The organism is Gilliamella sp. Gris1-4, assembly GCF_001690335.1.
In the GTDB taxonomy this organism is placed as follows: Bacteria; Pseudomonadota; Gammaproteobacteria; order Enterobacterales; family Orbaceae; genus Gilliamella; species Gilliamella apicola_P.
Map to the genome: position 1 here is coordinate 14,177 of NZ_LZHA01000004.1, position 17,347 is coordinate 31,523.

The following is a 17,347-nucleotide window of genomic DNA, read 5'->3' on the forward strand; positions in this document are numbered from 1 at the left end:
GCACTATGTGCTTAGACGAGGAAAGTTAGTTGAGTATATTTAATTTGTACTTATTATTAAGAGGCCCCAATGGCAAAAGAAGATAACATTGAAATGCAAGGAACCATACTTGATACTCTTCCAAATACGATGTTTCGTGTGGAACTTGAAAATGGTCATGTCGTTACTGCACATATTTCTGGTAAGATGCGTAAGAACTATATTCGTATTTTAACTGGTGATAAAGTTACTGTTGAAATGACACCTTACGATCTATCTAAAGCACGCATCATCTTCCGAAGTCGCTAATATCGTTATCAGAATAAACTTTTATCGCTATATAACTGTTTATTTCTCTCTTTTTTAATAAAAAAACCGTCGACAAAAGTCGACGGAGAAGTGAGATATTTAAACTAAACTAGTGAGTTAATCATCTTTAGAAAAGTTCATTTGATCGTATTGAACCCATTTTGTTTTTTTAACTATTTTATAGCCAAAGTAAATTATTAAAAATAATGGTAAACCGATATAGGTTGCAATTACACTATTCCAATCAATAGTATCTTGTAGGAAGGCTTCGTAATTTTGGCCAAGTGTTATAATTAAACATAATACGAAAGCAAAAACAGGACCAAATGGGAAGTAGCTTGATTTATATGGTAATTGATTAACATCATGACCTTGTATAAGGTAACCCTTTCTAAAACGGTAATGGCTAATTGCAATTCCTAACCAAGCAATAAAACCGGTCATACCAGACATATTGAGCAACCACAAATAAACAACCTGATCTTTATACATCGACGTTAAGAAGCAAAGCATGGCTACAAACGTCGTTGCTAATAATGCTGCACGGGGTACACCTGATGATGATAATTTTGCAAAGATTTTAGGTGCTTTACCTTCTTTAGCAAGAGCATAAAGCATACGAGTTGAAGCATAAAGTCCTGAGTTACCCGCAGATAATACTGAAGTCAGTATAACTGCATTCATTAATGCCGCAGCTGATAATAATCCTGCATGTTCAAATACTAAGGTAAATGGACTAACACTTATATCGGTTTCATCGTTACGTAGTAAATTAGGATCAGTATAAGGAATAATTAAACTGATGACTAAAATCGCAAAGATATAAAATAACAGTATTCGCCAAAAGACTTGTCGCATAGCTTTAGGAATATTTTTTTCTGGATCTTTTGATTCACCAGCTGCAATACCAATTAATTCGGTACCTTGAAATGAAAATCCAACTACCATTGCTACACCAATCATTGCTGAAAAACCACCGGCAAAAGGCGCTTCTTTGATGGTCCAATTTTGCCAACCTGCACCTTCGGCACCATGGAAAATACCAATAATCATTAATAAACCAACAATAATAAAAACAATAACGGTGACGACTTTAATTAATGAAAACCAAAATTCAGCTTCACCAAAGCCTTTAACTGAAATATAGTTTAAGCAAAAGATGATACTTAAAAACAATAAACTCCATAACCAGCTATAAGGACCGGCATCAAACCAATAAGAAATAACTAGCTGAGCGGCAACTAGGTCAACCGCAACCGTAATTGCCCAGTTATACCAATAGTTCCAACCAATGGCAAAACCAAACGCTTCATCTACATAACGTGAACCATAAGTTGCAAAGGTGCCTGAAACAGGTAAATATGCAGCAAGTTCCCCTAAGCTAGTCATTAAAAAGTACACCATTACACCTATAATGGCATACGAAAGCAAAGCACCACCGGGACCTGCCTGAGCAACAGTTGCTCCTGAGGCAACAAATAGCCCTGTGCCAATTGAACCACCAATGGCGATCATGGCTAAGTGACGCGCCTTCAAATCTCGTTTTAATTTGTTTTTCATATCAATATTCTTCTTTGTTAAGGAGAGTAAATCTTATGGAGCATAAATTTTTATACTTCACATTATTTAACAGCCAAATAGGCAGCTAAAAATTTATATTAATCATTACAGATAAATAAAATGAGTGGAAGTGTATCAAAAAAAGATGATGGCGAGATAAATAATTCTAATAATAGAACCGTTTTGTTAAATATATACAATACTTAACCTTTAGTTAGCTGTTCTAATTGAGTTAAATAATTCAATGCTTGCGAACGGCTATTACCACACATTTCGATACAAGGTTTTAATCGACCACAGACTATTGGTCTTGATGGGTGCAAAAACAATTTACATTGATAATTGTTATCTAAATGAATACAAGCAATACCAGCTGGCTTACCTTTAGGCATACCGGGGATGGCTGATGAAATTGAAGGAGCAATACAACAGGCACCGCAGTTTTTTCGACATTGGAGTGAATCTATCATAGTATTTCCTTTATTTTAAGATTATTCAATAAATTTTGATGGTGACAATAGCAAGTTAGCGGTAAAATAGCGAGCTAATTTTTTAACCTTTTTATTAATCGTGAAGAATAAATATTATGGCTAAAGCAAATGAAATAAAACGTGGTGATGCAGTCACCTATAATGGTAAATTATTACTTGTTAAAGATATTGATGTTCAAAGTCCAACTGCACGGGGTGCCAGTACACTTTATAAAATGCGTTTTACCGATGTAAAAAATGGTGGAAAAGTTGAAGAACGCTTTAAAGGTGATGATATCCTCGAAACAATTGAACTATCCCGTCGACCTGTTAGTTTTTCGTATATTGATGGTGATGAATATGTGTTTATGGATAATGAAGATTATACTCCTTATATCTTCAAAAAAGAGCAAATTGAAGATGAATTATTGTTTATCCCTGAAGGCGGTATGAATGGTATTCAAGTGCTAATGGCTGATGGTGAAGTTCTTGCCTTGGAATTGCCACAGACTGTTGAACTTGATATTGTTGAAACCTCGCCAAGTATTAAAGGTGCTTCAGCTAGTGCGCGAACTAAACCAGCTACTTTATCAACTGGGCTTGTAATTCAGGTTCCAGAATATATTGATAACCATGAAAGAGTTAAAATTCATATTGCTGAACGCCGTTACATGAGCCGTGCCGAATAACCAATAAAATCGTAATGAATATATATAATCAAAATAAACTACATAAACGATTGCGTCGCTTAACTGGCGAAGCAATCGCTGACTTTAATATGATCGAAGAAGGCGATCGTATTATGGTTTGCTTATCAGGCGGTAAAGATAGTTATACTTTGCTTGATATTCTTATCAACTTAAAAATCAGTGCACCAGTACATTTTGATCTAATAGCGGTTAACTTAGATCAAAAACAACCAGGATTTCCTGAACATGTATTGCCTGAATATTTAAATTCGTTAGGCATTGAATATAAAATCGTGCAAGAAAACACCTACGGTATTGTCAAGGATAAAATCCCTGAAGGTAAAACAACTTGCTCGCTTTGTTCACGGCTACGTCGTGGCATTTTATATCGCACAGCGACCGAACTTGGTGCAACAAAAATTGCCCTTGGCCATCATCGTGATGATATTTTAGAAACACTATTTTTAAATATGTTCTATGGTGGCAAACTCAAAGCAATGCCGCCAAAGCTAATGAATGATTCAGGTGAACATATCATTATCCGACCACTGGCTTATTGCAAAGAAAAGGATATCGCCAAATACGCTGAAATTAAACAATTTCCGATTATTCCTTGTAATCTTTGTGGCTCACAACCCAACTTACAAAGGAAAGTAATTAAAGAAATGCTCAATGAATGGGATAAAAAGTTCCCCGGACGCATTGAAACCATGTTCCGAGCAACACAAAACATCACCCTATCCCATCTGTGTGATACCAATTTGTTTGATTTCAAAAGAATTAAAAAAGGTGATCTTGCCGTTAATGGTGGCGATATTGCTTTTGACCGCGAAGATATGGAATCAGCCATCGGCTTTGATGCTTCAGAACTTGAAAAACAAGATATGATTTTATGGAAGGAAGCAAAATAGCGAATCCCATCAATAAAGCAATTATTTTGTTAAATGGTAGCCAAAACTTAAACAGCTCAAAAGTTATCGGTGAAATTTTTTGATTCACCGATAATATTCTCCTCTAAAATTTATGATCTTGCTCACGCATTAGTAAAAAATTACGTTTTTTTTATTGTAGAATTATTTATCGTAAAATAAAATTGAAACGTTCCAATTTTGATAAACTGGCAAAAAACTCAATAGTGGCAAGCTAAACTTATAGGAGAACAATGTGAAATTACAATTCTTGGGAACAGCTGCATCTGAAGGTATTCCCAATCCATTTTGTAAATGCAAAATATGCGAAAAATCGCGCATTATAAAAGGAAAAAATATACGCACGCGTAGTTCTGTTATCATTGATGACATAATGCAAATTGATTTTGCTCCAGAATTTAGCTATCAAGTAATGCGTGAAAATATCGATGTCACTAAAATAAAAGATCTACTGTTTACTCATACTCATCCAGATCACTTCAATGTAGGGGATTTGTTTAGCCGTATGGTGGACTATGGATTTAATATCACTCATCCACTTTATGTATACGGTAACGATATTGCTATCAATGGCTGCTTGGATGTGTTACCGGGATATAGCAATGAGCGTTTTGTATTCAATTTATTAGTGCCATTTCAATCTGTTATAACATCAGCCGAGTATACAGTTACACCATTACTTGCTAATCATGCTAAATGGGAATTTTGCTATATCTATTTGATTGAAAAAGAAGGTAAAATCATTCTTCACGGTCATGATTCTGGATATTTCCCTGAACTAACTTGGCAATGGCTAAAAAATAGTGGTAAAAAAATCGATTTGGCGATTTTTGAGTGTACCTATGGATATAAACAAAATGATCGTACTAATAATCATATGAGTATTGAATCAGTAATATCGGCACAAAAACGGATGCTTGATGAAGGCATTTTTCATAGTAATACGCAACTCATCACTTCTCATCACTCTCATAGCAGTGGCTTTATGCACGATGAATTAGTTGATATTTTTAAACCTTACAATATTGAAGTTGCTTATGACGGCTTAATAAAAATAATTGAATAAGGAGCTTACTATGTTCAAAATACCTCGTTTACTGGTAATGATGTTTTTACAATATTTTGTGCAAGGCGCATGGAATATGGTTATTGGCGCTGTGCTAGCCGCTTATGGGCTAAAAGAAATCGTTGGTACAACTTATTCTGTATTAGGAATTGCAACCATCATTTCACCACTATTTATTGGTATGATTGCAGATCGACTTATTGCTTCACAAAAGGTAATGGGGATACTTCACATTATTAATGCAGGTGTACTGTTTTTAATTCCTAATTTTATTGAAGGTAACAATATTATTGGCTTTTTAATTATGATCTTTATTGTTGGATTACTTTTTTACCCAACTACTGCGTTAGCCAATAGTGTCAGTTTTAGGCATATTGATGGTGTACGTTGGTTCCCAATCATTCGTGTGTTTGGCACCATTGGTTTTATGATTGCCGGTTTTATTCTTGGCTATACTGGTTTTTCAAGCTCAATTAACTCATTTTTACTTGCAGCAGGCGCTTCGGCCGTATATGGTCTTTATTGCTTTACTCTACCAAACACGCCACCAACAAGCAAAAATAAGAAATTTTCAATCCACGACGCACTATGTTTAGATGCATTATCATTATTTAAAGATAAATATTTCAGCATCTTCATGTTATCAACTTTTATATTGATGATAACAAAAACTGCTTATAGTGCTTATTTGCCAGTGTATTTACCAGTACTTGGTCTTGAACCTGCATCAATGATGCAAATTGCTATCGCTACCGAAGTTTTATTTATGTTCCTTTTATCATTTTTATTGGGACACTTTGGCTTTAAAAAGATTATTTTGTTCGGTGCCATTTGCTGGATCATCCGTAGTTTAATGTTATCTTTCGCTGCGACAGCTGAAGGTAGTACAATCTTTTATGTTATTGGAGCTTTACTGTTACAAGGAGTTTGCTGGGACTTCTTTTTTACCGCTGGAGATATTTATGTCGATAAAAAAGCAGGTCCTGAAATTAAAGCTCAAGCTCAAGGATTACGTTTTATTGTTTCCAATGGATTTGGTGTATTTATGGCGGCATCAGTGTGTGGATTTATTAATAACCGAGTAGTTACTGAACAAAAACTACCAAATGCGGGTCCACAATGGCAAGAATTTTGGATCTACCCAGCTGTTGTAGCTGCTATCGTTGCTATTGGATTTTGGTTCTTCTTTAGAGATAAAGATATTATTATGACCTCTAAAAAGAATCCATAATTAAAACGCAATAAATAAACTAAATACTGATATAACGCACACTATACTGCTAATAATATTAACGTCATTAGCAGTATTCTTTTTTTATATGAGAGTTAATTTTAAAAATAACCTGCTCTGAACTATATTTTCCTATAATCCACTTCGATAAATAATGACCAATAATATGTTCAATATGCCTTAAATTAATAGCTTGATTACCTATATAATTTTCTCGATTTCCATTTACATACTGTAATTGTGCTAATTTCAACCAAGGATAACTCTTTATAATTCGTTGGTTTTGAAGAGTACTATTTTGTGCAGTTGTACCCCCTAATAATGCAATTTGTTCACTAATTTCTTTAGAATAAATCCAATCAAAAAATAATGTTGTCGAAACTATTTTTTTACTATATTTTGAAATACCTAATGAGCCCCCACCAAATAATGGTCTATTGCCAGGTACTTGAGCATACCCAACCAAAGGCAAAATATTTCGATTATTGATATAACTAAATAAATTCATGTAGACCATTATCATTGCCAACCGTCCTTGCTCAAATTGATTAACTGACTCTTGCCACCATGCGGTATCTACTTTGTTTGCAATCTGCATAAAAGAGTGTAATTGCGTCAATGTATCAATAGCTATTGAAAAATCTAAACCTAATTGTTGGTTGCTAAATAGCTTACCTCCCTGAGCGTAATAACGTACTAGAAATTCAGATGCAATAATTTCGTCATTACCTAGGGTTATGCAACTACCAAACTCTATTGGTGATTCAGGATTTTGTGTTTGATTAAAAAAGCTAGCAATTTTATTAAATTGTTTAAAATCAACTGGAACTTCTAAATGTTGACGATATTTTTCAAAATAGGATCGTTTAATTAAGGGATCTTCAAACAAATCTTTACGATAAAAAAGCATCTGTACACTGGGATCAAAAGGAAGTGCATAAGCCGTATTGTTAACATAACTATATCGTTTAACAATTTCAGGTAAATAGCGATTAAATAAATTATTCAAGTTAAAATTTAAATCAGATAATGGTCTAAAAACCTTTGGAGCAAACCAAGGTAATCCAGCCATATCAATACGAATAATGTCAATTTGTTTATGTTGTTCAAGATTATTAAGGATATGATAAATTTTATCAAACGGTTCAATTATTAAATTAACTTTTATTCCGCTCGTTTTTTTTAAATGTGGAAGTAACTTTTTTAGAGCCTCCGTTGATGGACTAGGTATAATTAAAACATTAATTTCCTCATTGTTATAAAATTGGGTATTGGCAATCTGATCAGGCAGTAAGAAAAATCCTTTATTATCTAATTTAACAACTTGTTCCCCTTTGATTAAGTTAATAATTTGCTGGCTTAACATACCATAATTCATATGATATTGATAAAAATTATTTTCATAAAAAAAACTATCATCAGTAAGCGTATAAATAGGAGGACAAGGTTGCAAGCTTCCAAAATAACTAGCATTGCGCAAATAACGAGCACGCTCAATCTCCATGGTAATAAGCGCATCAAAAGTTTCAGATTCTTTTGTAAAAAAACTGAAAGACAAATTATAAGTACTATTTGACGGAATTGATTCAATACTTTTTAATTCAATAAAATAATTTTGTGCATTAAAGGCCTTTTGCAAACCTTTTTTAAAAGATTGTGCATGAGTATGATGTTCAGAATTACTCAATAAACCAATACGCTTATAATCATGTTTCATTATCTGACTAGCAATATCAGCACCAGCCTTCTCATAATCCAACGTAATAAATTGCAAAGCCGATTTAGGTTTGCGATAAACAAAAATAATTTTATCTTTAGCTATTTTGATTCTTTGGTAATAACTGTTGGCATTATCTAAAGTACTAACGACTATCACTGCATAATCTCGCTTAACAGCTATCTGTGCAATAAATTTTTGTTCTAGTTCCTTGGAATCATAAGTTAGATATAACGTTAGTTCATAACCAAGCTGATTTAAATCATGAAATAATCCATCATAAAGGTTAGCATATTGCTGAGATGTGACATTAGGCAAAACAACTGAAATTGTTTTTGCCGCACCTTCTTTTAGTATTTTTGCTTGCAAATTAAGCTGATACCCTAGCTTTTTAGCAGCATCTTCCACTAATTTAATTTTTTTAACACTAACGTTTCCACGACCATTAAGTACATTTGAAACCGTACCGTGTGATACTCCTGCTTGTTTAGCTATATCTTTGATCGTTGTCATTTAGTTATAAACTCCGAAAATTAAAACAACACCTTTTACCAAATTAAGTTACTAACACAAAAATCAAGTTAACCATTTTAGCCAGCATTGGTTGACTATTTGTTTTTCTTGCACAAATTGCGAACTATTAACCGTGCTAGATTTTAATTGCAATGCTAATCTATGAATTTTGTTGCGCATATCGATATAGGCTTGTGTTAGCTGCTCTGCTTCTTGACCATCCATTATTTGATAATTTGTCGCAAGTTCTAAAATCCGAACATTATCGCTCCACTTTGTCATTTTAGGATATTTATTAGCATAATTAAGCACAAGATATTGCGATAAAAACTCAATATCACCAATACCACCCTCATCAATTTTTAAGTTAAATAAATTGTTTTGAGTGCTACCTAAATGTACTCTCATTTTTTCACGCATTTCACGCACTTCTTTTTTTAATACAACTTCATCACGCTTTTTACAAAGTACATTATGCCGAATTTGGTTAAAGCGTTTGATTAATTCACCTTCACCATATACAGCTCGAGCACGCACTAAGGCTTGATGCTCCCAAGTCCAAGCTTCATTCATTTGGTAATCTTCGAACGAATCTAAACTACAAGCAAGCAATCCTGCATCACCCTGAGGGCGAAGCCTTACATCGACTTCATATAAAATCCCAAAACTAGTACGAACATTAAATAGATGAATAATTCGTTGAACTAAACGCAAATAGAATTGACGACTATCTATCTGCTTATTGCCGTTAGTTATACTATTAACTGGACAATCATGTAAAAAAACCAAATCTAAATCTGAACCATAACCTAACTCCCAACCACCTAATTTACCATAGGCAACCACAACTAATCCTTTATCATTATCAGCCAAATATTCTGGTCTCCCATAGCGAGTAACCATTTGATTCCAAGCCATTTGTACTACAAAATCTAATAATGATTCAGCCACATAAGTTAGGTGATCACTGACCTTCATGGTAGTTAATACATGCTCAACATCGCAAGCAGCTATATGCAACAATTGCATCTGTTTAAATTGTCGTAAAGCTTCAAGTTGTTGCTCTTCATCATCAACTTCAATACGCAATAAATATTGATAAAGCTGGCTTTTATACTCATCAGGCGCAACAGTTTGATAAAGTGAATTAATATCAATAAGTTCATCTAACAATATAGGATAATGAGCTAGTTGATCGCTAATCATTGGCGATGCGCTACATAAACGAATTAATTGTTTTAAAGCTGTTGGATATTCTAGTAATAATTCTAGATAAGTAGTGCGACTTACAATATTAACTAGTAAAGGCAAAATTCTTGATAAAACCAATATTGCTGTTTTTTCGCTACAAATTGACTCTAATAAACGTGGCATCAATTGATCGAGTATTTCACGCCCTCGTACACCAATGGTGCGTTTACCAATATCATTACGAAACTGTATTAACAATTGATGAAGTTGCTTAACTTCTGTATCTGAATAAGCCGGTAATATTTGCTTGACATCACTTATTTGAAGATCAGGTCCCCAAAGATCATCAAATTGATCATTATAAGGTTTGGTCGTTGAGGTAGATTCTGATTCGTTTTCGCCAATAAGTTCATTAAAAATTTGGCGATTAACTTGCATCCGTTTGGATAAACTTTGCTCAAATTCTTCCCAATTAGCAAATCCCATACTTGTCGCTAAACGTAATTGATCGAGCTCATCATCAGGTAGTGTTTGGGTTTGCTCATCGCAAATAGCTTGTAGTATATTCTCACAACGGCGTAAAAAGAAATAATTTTCTCGAAGTGTAATTACTTCATCAGTGTTAAGTAATGACTCTTGTTCAATAACAGATAAAGCCGTAAGTAGTGAACGTGTTTGTAATCCCACTACTCTCCCACCACGAATAAGTTGAAAAACCTGAACGATAAACTCAATTTCACGAATTCCGCCAGCTCCAAGTTTGATATTATTTTTCAATCCTCGCCGACGCACTTCACGTTCAATCATGCTTTTCATATTACGCAATGATTGTAAAACACTAAAATCAATATAGCGACGATAGACAAATGGTTTTAACATTTGATAAAGCTCACTGACATAAGGAGATTGTTGATCACCAAGCACTTTAGCTTTAACCATTGCATAACGTTCCCAATCGCGTCCTTGTTCTTGGTAGTAATCTTCCATAGCAGAAAAACTCAGCACCAAAGGTCCGCCATCACCAAGTGGCCGCAAGCGCATATCCACACGATACACAAAACCATCTTCGGTAATTTGATCGAGCGCTTTAATTAAGCGTTGACCTAATCGAGTAAAAAAGACAGCATTATCCAATTCTCGCCGACCACCTTTTGTTTGCCCATGCTCTGGATAAGTAAAAATCAAATCAATATCGGAAGAAAAGTTCAGCTCCCCACCTCCCAATTTACCCATACCTAAAATCAGCAGTGGCTGCGCCTGACCTTGAGCATTGTAAGGTGTTCCCCACTCTTTGCAACTAAGTTCATAAAGCCAATCACGGGCTGTAACAATAATCACCTCGGCCAATTCGGTCAGTTGCAATAATATCTGCTCATCATGACTTATTTTTGCCAATTGTGACCACTCGAGGCGCACTAGCATAAAATGCCTAAACAGCCTAAGCGTTTTCATAAAAATAGCTTCATCGGCCACACCTGACAATTGCGCATCTAGCCAAGATTGATAAAATTGCCTTTCGTCGGCTTGCGGTGGGTTTTGTATTATGTCTGCAAACCAATTAGGAAATCGACAAAACGCATCGACCAAAAAGTCACTCTGCACCAAAATATCAAGGTGAGCTTGCACTTGAGCCAGATTGCATTGGTCAAGTTGAAGGGCGACTTTTTGCTTTTGTTGTTCAAGCAAAGAAGAAAACGACGAGTTAAATTCAGACATAGGCAAGCTCTCTTAGAATTCATTCACAATAATAAAAATCAGTGCTAGTTAATAAATAATTACATTTAGACTTAAATATTTTGATAATTTTTATTCATTTTACCAAATAGCTGTTTAACCGCTATTCTCACTAATACACAGCTTGAAATAAATAAAATTACTACCATCATAAAACAAATCATTATTATTTCTAAGTCACTTATTTTTCTCCAATATTCAAAATGATTTATTAATGAAATACTAAAAATGACTAATACGCTCAATAATAAACAATTTAATAGAAGATTTAATAGAAAAATGCCTATTGAACTAAAAACAAGCTTTTTAAAAGCGATAGTTTCCGTTACGCCAGTAAAACATCGTCTTAACAAAAAATAACCAAGTAAATTCACAATTGATAAAAATACAGTTAAACCAACTATATCAATAATGATTTTTTTAAAACTGTAATACATATCTTCATCTAAAAAAATTAGCGCAAATAATGTAGTAAGAAAATAGCAGTTATAAAGTGCTATAAATAAACCTAAATGTAGTTGTTGGCTCTCTTTTTGAGTTAATGCATTGTCGTTATGCATATAACTTTTATTAAACAATTTGATGCTAAAGCAAGTTAACAATACTATAAAAAAATAACCTATTGTTATCTTTAAAAGATTAGTTATATAGTTAGGAAAAAAGAAATATATATTGGGATTTAAATATTGTCGTCCAGACTGCACCCACTCATAAATATAGGGGTAACAATACAATCGGCCAACAATATCGCCTAATGTAATTAATGCAGAAAAATATAAACTATTGACAATATTTTTTTGATTGATTTGGTTAATATTATATTTGTTCAATAACAATACGGAAGTCGTAAATAGCAAAAATGAACTAGGCAACTGTAAAAAGAAATTGAGTAATATTTGCTTAATAAATTTTATAATAATCTGATAGGTTGTCATATCTGACGATATAAAAAAATAATCATCAAATCCAACACGATAAGTAATAACAAAAGCAATATTAAATATCCAATAAAATAAAACGAGTAATAAAGGTAATTTAAAAAATGACTTTTTCATCTCTATATCCTTATATTTATACGTTCGTTTTATTTATTGCAATAATTAGCATTAGTTTTAGCTTCGTATTTATCTCACTAAAAGCAAATTCTTTTACAGAATTAATAACCAACAATGCTGCTTGCCATTGAGCAAACTCTATCTCGTTAGAAAGCGGTTTGTTGATTAACTGATCATTTACTTGATTTAAAGTTTGCTTGTAGTATTCCAAATCATCCACTTCTAGCGCATATTCTTCGTTTTGTTGCCAAAACTCAAGCAATTTAGGCAAATCACATTGGTTTGAAAGCGCATAATCGCACTTTTTAGATGGCAGATTGTTCAGTAATCGATAACCTCTAGAAGCTTTGCTTTGTGAAAATAGATGCAGATTAAATCGACTTAGCTCAATAGCAAAATTAAGTAAATCATGTTTATTGCCTTGCTTGATTTCAAGTTCAACTTCTTTAATGGGGATAGATTGATTATGTGAACTAATTTGCCCTTGATCTAACGCAACTTCAATTTCACTACTTGCAAACGAAATTAACCACGCTTGCCGCTCAAAATTGGTGGTAAACAAAGGCCGTAAATTCTGTTGTAGCTCTGCAATATCACAGTCATTTGGCAGAGCATGGAAAGGTAATACGGTTAAATCGGGGACTGAATTAGGTAAATCGACATTAAATTCTGCACGCTCATGCAACCCTGCTATCGATTTTTTGTCACGCTTTAATGTGATTTCAAAACGTTTTGTGAAATTATCATCACACCCTCTTACACGCAGCCCACAACCATGATTACGCAGATAGTAATCACTAGTATCGTAATAAGTATTGGTCAAGTTTTGTTTAGTAACACTGCGTTTTGTTGATGATAATGCTAATGATGCCGAAAATTCGGCCTCGTCACAATCCGCCCATTGATCTAAATAATTTTTTAAACTGGCAATATCGTTGGTATTGATTTCAAATTTTAATTCGATTTCGTTACTCATTGTTTTGTTTTATATTGGTAATTTTGCTATATCATATATTGAATAATTTTAGAAATATACTCAAAGATGCATTGAGTAGGCATTTTTGTCGATCAGTGTTTGTAATTCAAAATGGTTATAATGATAATGCCCGAATTAGGAAATTAAACAAATTTTCTTAGATAACCTACGCTTGACATGACAGAAGTTAGTCTTTTCTCATAAAAATCGCTCCGATAAACTATTGATTTTATTGAATTTTTTAATTAAATCAAATTGTTATGGTTAAATAGGATGTTTGTTGGTGTGGTGGTTTCTGACGTTTTAAGCAAAATGCCAAAAAATCTATATTTTAGCTACAGAATGTTGCCTACTTAAGCATTCGTATCATCCATAATATTTACCTTTTGGGTCTTTTTTTGATTTGCTCAAATATTCAAATTTGTTGTATACAAAATTGTATTTCCGACACAACGCAAACTGCTTAGTTGCCGGTATATTCAACACCATAGAAAAGCAGACAAATAACCTTAACTATCTTAATAAAAATATTTTTTGTTAAAGACCATGGAATAAAAAATCAATATTTTTAGCTTATTTCAAGTTAACCTTTAAAAATAACAAAACCCATTAATCTTGATCAATGGGTTTTATGGTTATTTTATGTGAATTTTATTTTGTTATACAAAATAAAATAATGCTCATTTATTTAAAAGCTATAACGGTAACCAACATTTGCTTGTTTTTGATCAAACTTGTTACCAAGTGAATAAACTATATCGCCATAAATTTGGTGATTTTTGTTAAATTGCATATTGATACCAATACCGTTATCCCACCAGTTACCGCCAAAATCATATTTTTCTTTAGCAATATGATTAAAGGTATAAGCAGTTTCGCCATCAAATTCTTTTATATAACCTGTTTTAAAATAGATATTTGTCGGATTATCATTGTCTTGTATTTCATAACCAAAAATAACACTAGCTCGACCAATTAATGAGTTATAGCTACTTAGTTTGGTTTTTAATCCATTAGTTGCTTTAATTGTTGCACTATTTTGATGAGAATATGTTAGCTGAGCTTGTGGTTCTATATACCACTGCGCTGAATAAAAACGTTGGCCAATTTCGGATCCAATTGAAAATCCGTCTGTATCGCCATCACCTTTAACGTTATAACCACCGCCAGTGCGGCTATTAAATTTATTCGCCATTCGCATATATTTCACTAAACTATCAATGTATAAACCATCGTGTGTTTGTAACGTAGAATATAATGCAGCAGAGTAACTTTTTGTATTGCCATCGCCCACATTGTGATCAATATTGCCTCGGCTAAAGCCTCCCATAATACCGTAATAGATATCGTAGTTATCATTATCCAGTTTTCGATCAACACCTAGTTGTAAACCATAATAATTCATATCAAAATTAGATAGGCGGCTATCATTAAAAGAACTTAGTTTACCTGTATAAATTCGCCCCCATGCATCACCGTTATCGCCATCCTTCCTATTAAGTTGCCCCATTCGTTGCAATAATGTTTGGGTTTCAACATAATTCATTAAATAGCTTGAATTTAGGATATTGGCGGCATTTTGCGCGGTATGCGTTAATAATGGTTTTTGTGCTATAGGTTTGTTTTGGCTATTATCATTACCTATTCCATTTCCATCGGAACCATTGTTATTATTGTTCCCATTTTGAGACGGTAGCGAGCCAGATAAAACCCAATCTTCAGTTCCTGCACCACGAGCACCATTAACTTTAGTTAAGGTATTAAACTGATAAGGACCGACATCAAAAGACTGTGATGACAGGTCAAAAACAGCATTACCTCCTTCTGTTTCAACAAGTGTTATTCTTTCATTTCCAGTTACTGAGCTTGCACCGGTTTTATCATCAATAAGCGTTATTTTATGATTGCCTGCGGCTAATCCAGAACCGATTACTTTAAGTAAATCATTAGCAATACCTTGTCCAATGCCTGTTCGCATTTCAAATATACCATTACCAGATAATGAATTTGTCGCTAATATCATTGCATTAGTGCTATTAAGAGCATCAACTAAACTTGGCGCTGCATAGCTATAACCAAAGCTAATTTTAGCATCATTGCTTAATGTTAATGAATCAAGGAATGAATTGTCAGTCATCTTCCATTGGCTTTGACTACCTAGAAGAGATAAATTAATATCACCTTTACTTGACGGCGTTAATACATTATTTTCCATCGATGTCAATAGTGTTGAGCCATCAGTGAGGTTAAGATTAATAATCCCCCTACCAACTGAATTGGCCATTGCATAAATATCACCTTCAATATTTGTTTTACCATCGATATTTATTTCACCAACTACAGATTGTACTGCATTGTATTGCTGATTAGCACGTGAAATAATATTGTTTATATTTGAACCACTTCTAATATTCACTTTACCGTTTAATTGATTAGCATAAATGGTAGTACCTTGAACAGTGATCACGTCTAATCCATTATTAAAATTAACAGTTGAGCTTACATTAGCATTAAAAATTCTCGATTCTACTCCCATGTTAATGCCAATGCCATTCTGCCCCGTCATATGAATGGTAACATTATCATTAAAAGTTAAATGAGAAGCTAATGCATTAGGATTACTAGACTTAACAGAAATAATACCAGAACTATTTTGACCTGAAGATGTAATATACACTTTATCATTAAACTCACCTTTAGTTTCAGTTATTAATGATGTATTGTGAGATCGTATACCGAAAAAACCACCTGTCCCTGTACCTACAATACTAACTTTATTTCTGAATAATCCTTCCGAGCCACTAGTAATATAAATACCTGTGCCATCAACTATATTGAATTCGAGTTCACTATTAGAAACTATTCGCCCCAATTGTCTTACAGCAATACCATAAAAAGAATTCGGGTTACCAACAACATTTCCTTTAATAATAAATTTATCAGTGCTACCTGGTGCTCCAACAGTTATGCTTTTTCTATTCGATTCAAGTCCTGTTCCTCCATTAGTACTTATGTTAATATGTGGTCCAGTGGCAGAAGAGGTCTCTATCAAAATATCGTCATTACTACGGAGAGTGCTAATTCCTGTAGTACGGTAACTACTAATATTAGTATCATTAATATTCACTGTGGCATTGCTCAACATAGGGAGCATAGGTAGTATGCCTAATGATGCCCTAAGTAATAAGGTAATTTTATTTAGATTTATCATAAGTGGTCCTTTAGTTGTAACTAATATAATTAGTCAATATATATTTACTATAAAAATACTAAGGCAAAAAATGCAATCATTCTGTATTTATTTGCAACACAGACGAATAACTTAAAAAACGATTAACTATATCAATAAAACTAAAATAAAACATCAATTTAAATTTGTATTAATCTAGGTTTCAAGACATACATTACCGTATAATTTTTGCCAAACAAAAATTATACGGGCGCTATTGTTTCACTAATATTTAAAAACAACAATATTTATTTTTGTTAAAAACTTTAAATAACAAAAGCAACTATTTTACGATACGAAATGGATTCGGTTTTGATTTAGATTGTTCAGGTTGTGAGGGCAAAGATTCGCTCTGTGTACGATATTGTGGCTCATCTTCAAATCCCATACCAACACCGTTTTCACGAGCATAAATCGCCTCAATCGCTGCCATTGGTACAACAATATGTTGTGGCACACCAGAAAAGCGAGCATTAAATTCAATTTGTTCGTTAGTAGCCAAATATTGGCCAACGGATTGTGGGGCTATATTGAGTATAATTTGATTGTTTTGGATAAATTCTTGTGGCACTAACACACCATATACTGATGTATTAACCACAATATAAGGCGTCAATTCATTATCCAAAATCCAGTCATAAAAAGCCCTAAATAGATAAGGGCGACGTGGCGTCATTTGTTCAAGTTCCATCAAGGCTA

Annotated in this window: 13 protein-coding genes; 5 read left to right on the forward strand and 8 right to left on the reverse strand. The window is 33.5% G+C overall.

All coding sequences use genetic code 11. From position 1 onward, the window contains the following. Positions 1-69 precede the first annotated feature (69 nt). Entirely contained in the window at positions 70-288 is a 219-nt protein-coding gene (infA, locus tag A9G31_RS00260; protein ID WP_025315083.1) for a translation initiation factor IF-1, read from the forward strand. A gap of 117 nt (positions 289-405) precedes the next feature. On the opposite strand, the gene A9G31_RS00265 is transcribed toward infA, so the two are convergent. Together A9G31_RS00265 and A9G31_RS00270 are read right to left on the reverse strand one after the other, a co-directional pair. Next, entirely contained in the window at positions 406-1,848 is a 1,443-nt protein-coding gene (locus A9G31_RS00265; protein WP_065559913.1) for an amino acid permease, read from the reverse strand. Positions 1,849-2,051: 203 nt separating this feature from the next. Further along, on the reverse strand, positions 2,052-2,318 hold the full coding sequence (locus tag A9G31_RS00270; protein WP_065559914.1) for a YkgJ family cysteine cluster protein: 267 nt from the start codon (positions 2,316-2,318) through the stop codon (positions 2,052-2,054). Positions 2,319-2,434: 116 nt separating this feature from the next. Here A9G31_RS00270 and yeiP point away from each other — a divergent pair, with 116 nt between their 5' ends. From yeiP to A9G31_RS00290, 4 genes are all read left to right on the forward strand, one after another. After that, positions 2,435-3,007, forward strand: a complete 573-nt coding sequence (yeiP, locus tag A9G31_RS00275) for an elongation factor P-like protein YeiP (RefSeq protein WP_065559915.1) — start codon at positions 2,435-2,437, stop codon at positions 3,005-3,007. Between the two features lie 14 nt (positions 3,008-3,021). Next, on the forward strand, positions 3,022-3,918 hold the full coding sequence (gene ttcA, locus A9G31_RS00280; RefSeq protein WP_065559916.1) for a tRNA 2-thiocytidine(32) synthetase TtcA: 897 nt from the start codon (positions 3,022-3,024) through the stop codon (positions 3,916-3,918). A 253-nt stretch (positions 3,919-4,171) separates the two neighbouring features. Next, positions 4,172-5,002, forward strand: a complete 831-nt coding sequence (locus A9G31_RS00285; protein ID WP_065559917.1) for an MBL fold metallo-hydrolase — start codon at positions 4,172-4,174, stop codon at positions 5,000-5,002. Between the two features lie 10 nt (positions 5,003-5,012). Next, positions 5,013-6,233 (forward strand): MFS transporter, encoded by a 1,221-nt coding sequence (locus A9G31_RS00290; RefSeq protein ID WP_065559918.1) that lies wholly within the window; start codon positions 5,013-5,015, stop codon positions 6,231-6,233. Between the two features lie 67 nt (positions 6,234-6,300). Here A9G31_RS00290 and A9G31_RS00295 read toward each other — a convergent pair whose 3' ends face one another. The 6 genes from A9G31_RS00295 to A9G31_RS00320 all read right to left on the reverse strand — a co-directional run bounded on the left by A9G31_RS00295 (position 6,301) and on the right by A9G31_RS00320 (position 17,339). Next, a complete protein-coding gene (locus tag A9G31_RS00295) occupies positions 6,301-8,463 on the reverse strand; it encodes an extracellular solute-binding protein (RefSeq protein WP_065559919.1) in 2,163 nt (720 codons plus the stop codon). A 63-nt stretch (positions 8,464-8,526) separates the two neighbouring features. Next, positions 8,527-11,370, reverse strand: coding sequence for a bifunctional [glutamate--ammonia ligase]-adenylyl-L-tyrosine phosphorylase/[glutamate--ammonia-ligase] adenylyltransferase (glnE, locus tag A9G31_RS00300; protein WP_065559920.1), 2,844 nt, complete (start codon positions 11,368-11,370; stop codon positions 8,527-8,529). 71 nt (positions 11,371-11,441) lie between these two features. After that, the gene (locus A9G31_RS00305) at positions 11,442-12,443 is read right to left on the reverse strand and encodes a hypothetical protein (protein ID WP_065559921.1); all 1,002 of its coding nucleotides are present in this window, start codon (positions 12,441-12,443) and stop codon (positions 11,442-11,444) included. 16 nt (positions 12,444-12,459) lie between these two features. Further along, positions 12,460-13,419 carry a CYTH domain-containing protein gene (locus tag A9G31_RS00310; RefSeq protein WP_065559922.1) on the reverse strand — a complete coding sequence of 320 codons (960 nt, stop codon included), beginning with the start codon at positions 13,417-13,419 and terminating at the stop codon, positions 12,460-12,462. A gap of 688 nt (positions 13,420-14,107) precedes the next feature. After that, positions 14,108-16,630, reverse strand: a complete 2,523-nt coding sequence (locus tag A9G31_RS00315; RefSeq protein WP_065559923.1) for an autotransporter outer membrane beta-barrel domain-containing protein — start codon at positions 16,628-16,630, stop codon at positions 14,108-14,110. Positions 16,631-16,931: 301 nt separating this feature from the next. Beyond that, positions 16,932-17,339 carry a ClpXP protease specificity-enhancing factor gene (locus tag A9G31_RS00320; RefSeq protein ID WP_065559924.1) on the reverse strand — a complete coding sequence of 136 codons (408 nt, stop codon included), beginning with the start codon at positions 17,337-17,339 and terminating at the stop codon, positions 16,932-16,934. Positions 17,340-17,347 lie beyond the last annotated feature (8 nt).

Coding starts and splice junctions, on each gene's coding strand:
- A9G31_RS00315 (WP_065559923.1), bottom strand. CDS start 16,630: ATGATAAATCTAAATAAAATTACCTTATTACTTAGGGCATCATTAGGC.
- glnE (WP_065559920.1), bottom strand. CDS start 11,370: ATGTCTGAATTTAACTCGTCGTTTTCTTCTTTGCTTGAACAACAAAAG.
- A9G31_RS00295 (WP_065559919.1), bottom strand. CDS start 8,463: ATGACAACGATCAAAGATATAGCTAAACAAGCAGGAGTATCACACGGT.
- A9G31_RS00290 (WP_065559918.1), top strand. CDS start 5,013: ATGTTCAAAATACCTCGTTTACTGGTAATGATGTTTTTACAATATTTT.
- A9G31_RS00320 (WP_065559924.1), bottom strand. CDS start 17,339: ATGGAACTTGAACAAATGACGCCACGTCGCCCTTATCTATTTAGGGCT.
- A9G31_RS00270 (WP_065559914.1), bottom strand. CDS start 2,318: ATGATAGATTCACTCCAATGTCGAAAAAACTGCGGTGCCTGTTGTATT.
- ttcA (WP_065559916.1), top strand. CDS start 3,022: ATGAATATATATAATCAAAATAAACTACATAAACGATTGCGTCGCTTA.
- A9G31_RS00310 (WP_065559922.1), bottom strand. CDS start 13,419: ATGAGTAACGAAATCGAATTAAAATTTGAAATCAATACCAACGATATT.
- A9G31_RS00265 (WP_065559913.1), bottom strand. CDS start 1,848: ATGAAAAACAAATTAAAACGAGATTTGAAGGCGCGTCACTTAGCCATG.
- yeiP (WP_065559915.1), top strand. CDS start 2,435: ATGGCTAAAGCAAATGAAATAAAACGTGGTGATGCAGTCACCTATAAT.
- A9G31_RS00305 (WP_065559921.1), bottom strand. CDS start 12,443: ATGAAAAAGTCATTTTTTAAATTACCTTTATTACTCGTTTTATTTTAT.
- infA (WP_025315083.1), top strand. CDS start 70: ATGGCAAAAGAAGATAACATTGAAATGCAAGGAACCATACTTGATACT.